This window comes from Limnofasciculus baicalensis BBK-W-15 (genome assembly GCF_024178385.1).
GTDB lineage: Bacteria > Cyanobacteriota > Cyanobacteriia > Cyanobacteriales > Coleofasciculaceae > Limnofasciculus > Limnofasciculus baicalensis.
Genome location: NZ_JAMZMM010000356.1, coordinates 1 through 6295, shown reverse-complemented (window position 1 = coordinate 6295; position 6295 = coordinate 1). Strand labels below are relative to the sequence as shown.

Here is a 6295-nt window from a genome sequence, read left to right as displayed (position 1 = left end):
GAGTGGGGAGTGGGGAATGGGGGAAGCAAAATTAGTCTTTAACCATTAACCATTAGCCATTAGCCATTAGCCATTAGCAATCCCAGAACGAATGACAAAGAACAAATAACAAATAACTAAAGATTAACCCTTGATTTTTGCGGCTTTTGCGATCGCTTCGTCGATATCGCCTACCATGTAGAATGCCTGTTCGGGCAGGTCATCTAGTTCTCCAGAGAGAATCATCTTGAATCCCTTGATGGTTTTATCCAGACTGACGTACTTACCAGGAGAACCTGTGAATACTTCTGCAACAAAGAACGGTTGTGACAAGAAGCGTTCGATTCTTCGGGCGCGTGCAACTGCTAAACGGTCGTCTTCTGACAATTCATCTAGGCCAAGAATAGCAATGATATCTTGCAATTCTTTATAGCGTTGGAGAATCGCTTGGACGGCACGAGCAGTTTGGTAATGTTCTTCGCCCACAATACTTGCGCTTAACATGGTGGAGGTTGAATCCAGAGGATCAACAGCGGGGTAGATACCCTTAGATGCCAAACCGCGAGACAACACTGTTGTTCCATCCAAGTGAGCAAAGGTTGTAGCTGGTGCGGGGTCAGTTAAATCGTCAGCAGGGACGTAAACTGCTTGAATGGAAGTGATGGAACCTTCAGTTGTTGAAGTAATCCGTTCTTGCAATGCGCCCACATCAGTACCTAGAGTGGGTTGATATCCCACCGCAGAAGGCATCCGACCTAGGAGTGCTGATACTTCGGAACCTGCTTGCACAAACCGGAAGATGTTGTCGATAAAGAGCAAAACGTCTTGCTTACTGACATCCCGGAAGTATTCGGCCATAGTCAAAGCAGAAAGACCAACCCGCATCCGAGCGCCGGGTGGTTCGTTCATCTGACCGTAGACTAGTGCAATCTTCGATTCACTAATATTTTTTTCATTGATAACCCCTGACTCTTTCATTTCGTTGTAGAGGTCATTTCCTTCGCGGGTGCGCTCGCCCACACCGCCAAACACGGATACTCCACCGTGATTAATAGCGATATTGTTGATCAACTCCATCATGATCACGGTTTTGCCGACACCTGCACCACCAAACAAGCCAATCTTGCCACCACGCCGATAGGGGGCGAGCAAGTCTAGCACTTTAACGCCTGTTTCAAAGACGGAGGGTTTGGTTTCTAGGTCAGTAAATTTAGGGGCTGGCCTGTGAATTGGGAACCTTTCGGTCACGTTAACCGGACCCATGTTATCTACTGGTTCGCCCAATACGTTGAAAATCCGTCCTAATGTACCAGGACCGACGGGAACGCTAATGGGTGCGCCTTCGTCAACTACATTCATTCCCCGTACCAAACCATCAGTGGTACTCATGGAAACTGCTCGTACCTGATTGTCGCCCAGCAGTTGCTGAACTTCACAGGTAACTGAAACATCCTGTCCCGCTTCATTCTTGCCTTCGATTTTCAAGGCATTGTAAATTTGCGGCATATTCCCTCTGGGGAATTCCACATCGACGACTGGGCCGATGATTTGGGTGATTTTGCCGATGTTGGTTTTTACTGTGGTGGCTACCATGCTTGCGCTTACAATTTTCCTTCAGAGCTGGTTATATCACTCCGTCGCTTACCGCTATGGGATATAGCGCGGACTTCCTTCCCTCACATCGGGAGTAAAACTCCCGTATGTTAGTTAAAGCTTAACAATACCGTCTTCTAGAGTATCATCATCAGCGATCGCGGTGGCGGTTTCGAGAAGGACAGGAAATAACGGGGGACTTTCCGCCTGTCTAGTTAAGAGTTCAATTTTTTGTGACGCTTGCGCCGGGAGGTGAGAGTTAATGCCCCAAATCCCAATAAACTCAGGATTGTGCTGGGTTCAACAACACGCTGAGGTTGTTTGGTATCTGGGGGTTGGGGTAGCTCGTTTACAGAGGTAGAATTTGGCTCTAGTACTGTTCCTAATGATTTCCCTTTGATGAATACTGCTGAGTCTAGGTAACCATCTCCAATGTCTTTGATATTAATGGTGAGGGTGTTCCTGGTATTTTTGTTGAGTATTCCTTCAAACCCTAAGATTTTGGTATAACCATCTAGTTTGGTTTGGGTGATAGCTCCGGCTGGATTGCTGATGAAGTCGGGGTGATAAGATGCGGGATTGGTGGGGTTAGGAATCAGATTGTTGATGGTGACTGTCTGCCCGTCACTTAACTTTGCTAGGTTAATACCATTTAATAGCAGCTCAAATGAGTCGTTGAATTTGGAATTGCCAAACTCGACAAACTCTTCTGAGCCAAATACATATTGGAAGAATAACTTATCGACGGTGCTGTCAGTGTCAAAGCTAATATTTAGACTCATGGCATCGCCAGCCATTCCCGCAACTCCCTGAGCGGCTGGGGCAAAGTCTGTGCTTAAATCGTTGGGGACATTCTGCCAGTTTGTGACAATTGTTCCTCCATCCTCTTTATTTTCACCTGGAATATCGATAACTTTTCCTGTACTCAGGACTATACCCCCTGCCAACCCAAAGGGATCGTTACTGAATAAACCAAATGCTTGCTCATTCCCGTCAGGTGCGATCGCAAAATTACTCAATCCTGTTGTATCACCAAGCAGGGCACTGAGCAGGTCTTCTGGTGTGTTATTTTGGGTAATGGTGAAGGCCATTGTCGGTGTTCCCATCCAACTCAAGAGCGCGATCCCTGCTGCGGGCAAAGCCATGGCATTCACAATCGCTCTTGTCGTAATTTTCGGTATACTACCCATAGTTTTTTCCCTCAATATGTAAAATGATTAACACACCGAGTTCCGGTGTGGCAATGGTTTTGGCTTGTCTTTACAGAATCAACACATTTAGATGAAGTTTTGATGAAGCTAGCTTTTTTATTTTTGGGATGATCGATCGCGATATTTTTAATGTACAACATAACCGTGGTTAGCGCTGTATAGTTTATCTATTTTACAGGGACTTTCAGCAAAGCAGCAGTTAAATCTTCTACCTTAAAAGGCTTGCGGATAAAATCCTTCATTCCTGCTTGCAAACATTCCTGACGATCTTCCTCCATGGCGTTTGCTGTCATCGCAATGATATAAGGTTGATTATCTTCTAAAAAATTATCACAAATATATCTACTGGTTTCCAGTCCATCCAATTCAGGCATTTGTACATCCATCAAGACTACATCATAGCACTGACGTTCTAGTGCCTCTAAAACTTCTATACCATTGGCGGCGATATCTGGATTGTAACCTAGACGTTTGATCTGCATGATAGCAACTTTTTGGTTGACAATATTATCTTCTGCCAGTAAGATTCTCAGCGGAAAACGCCACCCTAAAGTTGAGTCAAATCTTGGAGCTATTTCTCCCTGAGAGTTAGGTATAATTTGTTTGCTATTCGGTTTACTTAAAATAGAAACAAGACTGTTGTAAAGTCTGGAGCTTCTAATTGGTTTATTCAAAATCGCTGCAAAGTATTTTTCCACAGCAGGTAGATTTATCCCGACAGAAGTAAGGAGTATCAATGGCAATTTAGGACTATTATAGTTACGGTGAATTATTTCGGCTAAGGTTAAGCCATCCATAATTGGCATTTGCATATCTAAAACTGCGATATCGAAGGGAGGTTCCTTTTGCAAACAGGATAAAGCTTCCTCACCCGATGCTGCTTCTACAACAAACATCCCCCATGATTGAGATTGTAAACGGACAATCTGACGATTGGTAGGGTTATCATCGACTACCAATAATCGCTTATTCTGTAAGTCAGTTATTTCTAAATTATCATAAATAAGTTTGCTATGGGCGGTAGCTTTTGCTCGAAGAGTGAAATGAAAAGTTGAACCTTTACCTACCTCACTTTCTACCCATATTTCACCTCCCATCAGATTCACAAGTCGCTTGCTAATCGCTAATCCTAATCCTGTACCGCTATACCTACGAGTGGAGGAAGCATCAACTTGGCTAAAGGATTGAAATAGTTTACCAATCCGATCTTGCGGAATACCAATTCCTGTATCTTTGATTTGAAAATGCAATTCATACCACGACTCATTGCTACTTTCATCTTCAATAGATTCGAGATCTGATGAGTCAATTTCTCTGGTATTTAAGAAAACAAATATTTCTCCTTTTTCAGTAAATTTAACCGCATTGCCCAGTAAATTGACTAAAACTTGACGGAGGCGGGTGCTATCAGTAATTATGGCATTGGGTGTGTTAGCTTCAATAAGATATCCCAATTCCAGATTTTTTTCTATCGCTTTGGTGGTAATTAAATCAAGGGCACTTTCAATAGATTCAGACAAATTACAAGGCTGTTGTTCTAACTCTAGTTTACCTGCTTCAATTTTAGAGAAGTCAAGAATATCGTTGATAATCTCAAGTAAACCATCACCACTGTTGCGCACTACTTCAACAAATTCTCTCTGTTCAGAATTAAGATTAGTATCAAGTAGCAAACTTGTCATCCCAATCACCGCATTCATCGGTGTACGGATTTCGTGGCTCATATTCGCCAGAAACTCAGATTTGGCACGATTTGCTGATTCGGATTCAATTTTTGCTTTTTCCAATTCTTGATTTTTTAAGGATAATTCTGAAGTACGTTCCTCAACTTTTTCTTCCAAAGATTCAAGGGTATCTTGTAATTGGTGAGCCATCCGGTCAAAACTTGTAGTTAATTCTCCTATTTCATCTTTGGTTGGCGGTGGTAAAACTATTGTCCTATTGCCTTGAGATAGTTTTTCTGTAGCGATAACTAATTGGGAAAGCCGACGCTCAATGGACTTAGTGAATAGGATCGCAACACCCACGCCAAAAACTAGGATAATTAAGTTAATAGATAAAACGGTAGTAAAATCTTTGGTAAGTCCAGATGTTACTTCTTGTTGCCTTGTTTCTAGTTCTTCATTCTCTTTAGCCATAGCTTTATCTATGGCATGAAAAAATTCAATTTCATAATTTTCAAGTTGCTCATTAAGTTCACTAATTTCTTCTATATCTGTTTTGCCTTGCTTCTTTAGCTTAATAATCTGCTCACTTTTGCCTTTGATTAATTTACCTGTTCTTTCGATTTCTTTTAGGTATTCAATTTCATCCGGAAAAAACATATTAACAAGTATTTTATATTCTCTCAGGTGATTTTCGTAAGGCTTATAACCTCTTTCAATTAATTGCTGTTCTTCTGCTGATTGCGATCTTGAATCTTGACCTGCTGACAGACGAAAGGTAATTTCATTGGTGGATGAAACAATATTAATGGCTGCCAATTTTATATTTTGAATTGCAAATGTAACTGGTAAAGTTTGTTGGATAATTTCTTCATAATTCTGACTAATAGTTTTGGTCGATCTTATTTCAAAAATGGTGCTAAAAGCTGTCACGATAAAGAGGAGTAAATATCCTGAAAATATCTGGTCTCTAATTTTCATGTTTTAATAATGAAATAGCATTGGCGGGTATTCTATAGTAGCAATTTAAAATAGCTGATGAGTAGGGGGTCATCTCTCTCCCCTACTCCCTACCCTCTATATTTTTTGAAGATTTTTTGAAGACTTTATAAAGCCTTCCGTATTTTGTTGCCGATAGTTGGCAGATTCCTCTATGATGCTAATTAGCGTATTACTTGTCTTACGGTAATATTACAGATTGTAACGTTTTTCAAGCCTAAGAGAGTGGGGTAAATTGGCACACCCCTCACAGTTGGTAGGACATTTATAGCAAAAGTCAGGCATTGAAATGCTTGCTGTCAATTACTTCTGGCGTTTTAGGATCTCCTAACACGGGCGACTGCTATAAGTCAGAAGGGCTATAGCCCTAGGTTTCGCCTGTCTCCCAAACAGGCACAATAAATTATTATCTTTGCGAGGAGTTAGTTTTGACATTCATCCGACTCGCAGATGTCATCATCAACATTAACTGTATCGCCGCAGTGAAATTCAGCACTTACAACCGCTGCGGTGACGGGAAGGAGATTCCAATCGTTAATATCTGCTTGATGATGCCAGAGGGAGCGTTAGATGGGGAAGCCCAAGTCTGCTGTCAGAAGTGCTGTAAAGAATGTCAGGGTGTGGAGAAGCTCGAGTATGAAAGCGATTTAGCGATCGCCATCTGGAATTATTTTTCTCAGTGCAAGGATGTCACTGTCATTTTTGAGTGAGGGTTTTGTTAGCGCAGCGGGACGAAGTCCGTTTTGAGTTTTAATTCAAAATGCTCATCCCCTGCTCCCTGCTCTCTGCTCCCCCAGGGCTGTTTCATGCTCAAATTTTACGACAGATTGAAATCTGTCGCTACACAGA

4 protein-coding genes are annotated in these 6295 nt (G+C 41.9%); 1 reads left to right on the top strand and 3 read right to left on the bottom strand.

Annotation, left to right across the window (positions count from 1 at the left end):
• Positions 1–123: 123 nt before the first annotated feature.
• The 3 genes from atpD to NJ959_RS24295 all read right to left on the bottom strand — a co-directional run bounded on the left by atpD (position 124) and on the right by NJ959_RS24295 (position 5428).
• Complete coding sequence (gene atpD / locus NJ959_RS24305; RefSeq protein WP_254014330.1) at positions 124–1572, bottom strand: F0F1 ATP synthase subunit beta; 1449 nt, start codon at positions 1570–1572, stop codon at positions 124–126.
• A gap of 215 nt (positions 1573–1787) precedes the next feature.
• Positions 1788–2762 (bottom strand): choice-of-anchor L domain-containing protein, encoded by a 975-nt coding sequence (locus NJ959_RS24300; protein ID WP_254014329.1) that lies wholly within the window; start codon positions 2760–2762, stop codon positions 1788–1790.
• Positions 2763–2950: 188 nt separating this feature from the next.
• Positions 2951–5428, bottom strand: coding sequence for a response regulator (locus tag NJ959_RS24295; RefSeq protein ID WP_254014328.1), 2478 nt, complete (start codon positions 5426–5428; stop codon positions 2951–2953).
• Positions 5429–5874: 446 nt separating this feature from the next.
• On the opposite strand from NJ959_RS24295, the gene NJ959_RS24290 reads away from it, so the two are divergent.
• The gene (locus NJ959_RS24290; RefSeq protein ID WP_254014327.1) at positions 5875–6156 is read left to right on the top strand and encodes a hypothetical protein; all 282 of its coding nucleotides are present in this window, start codon (positions 5875–5877) and stop codon (positions 6154–6156) included.
• Positions 6157–6295: the final 139 nt, after the last annotated feature.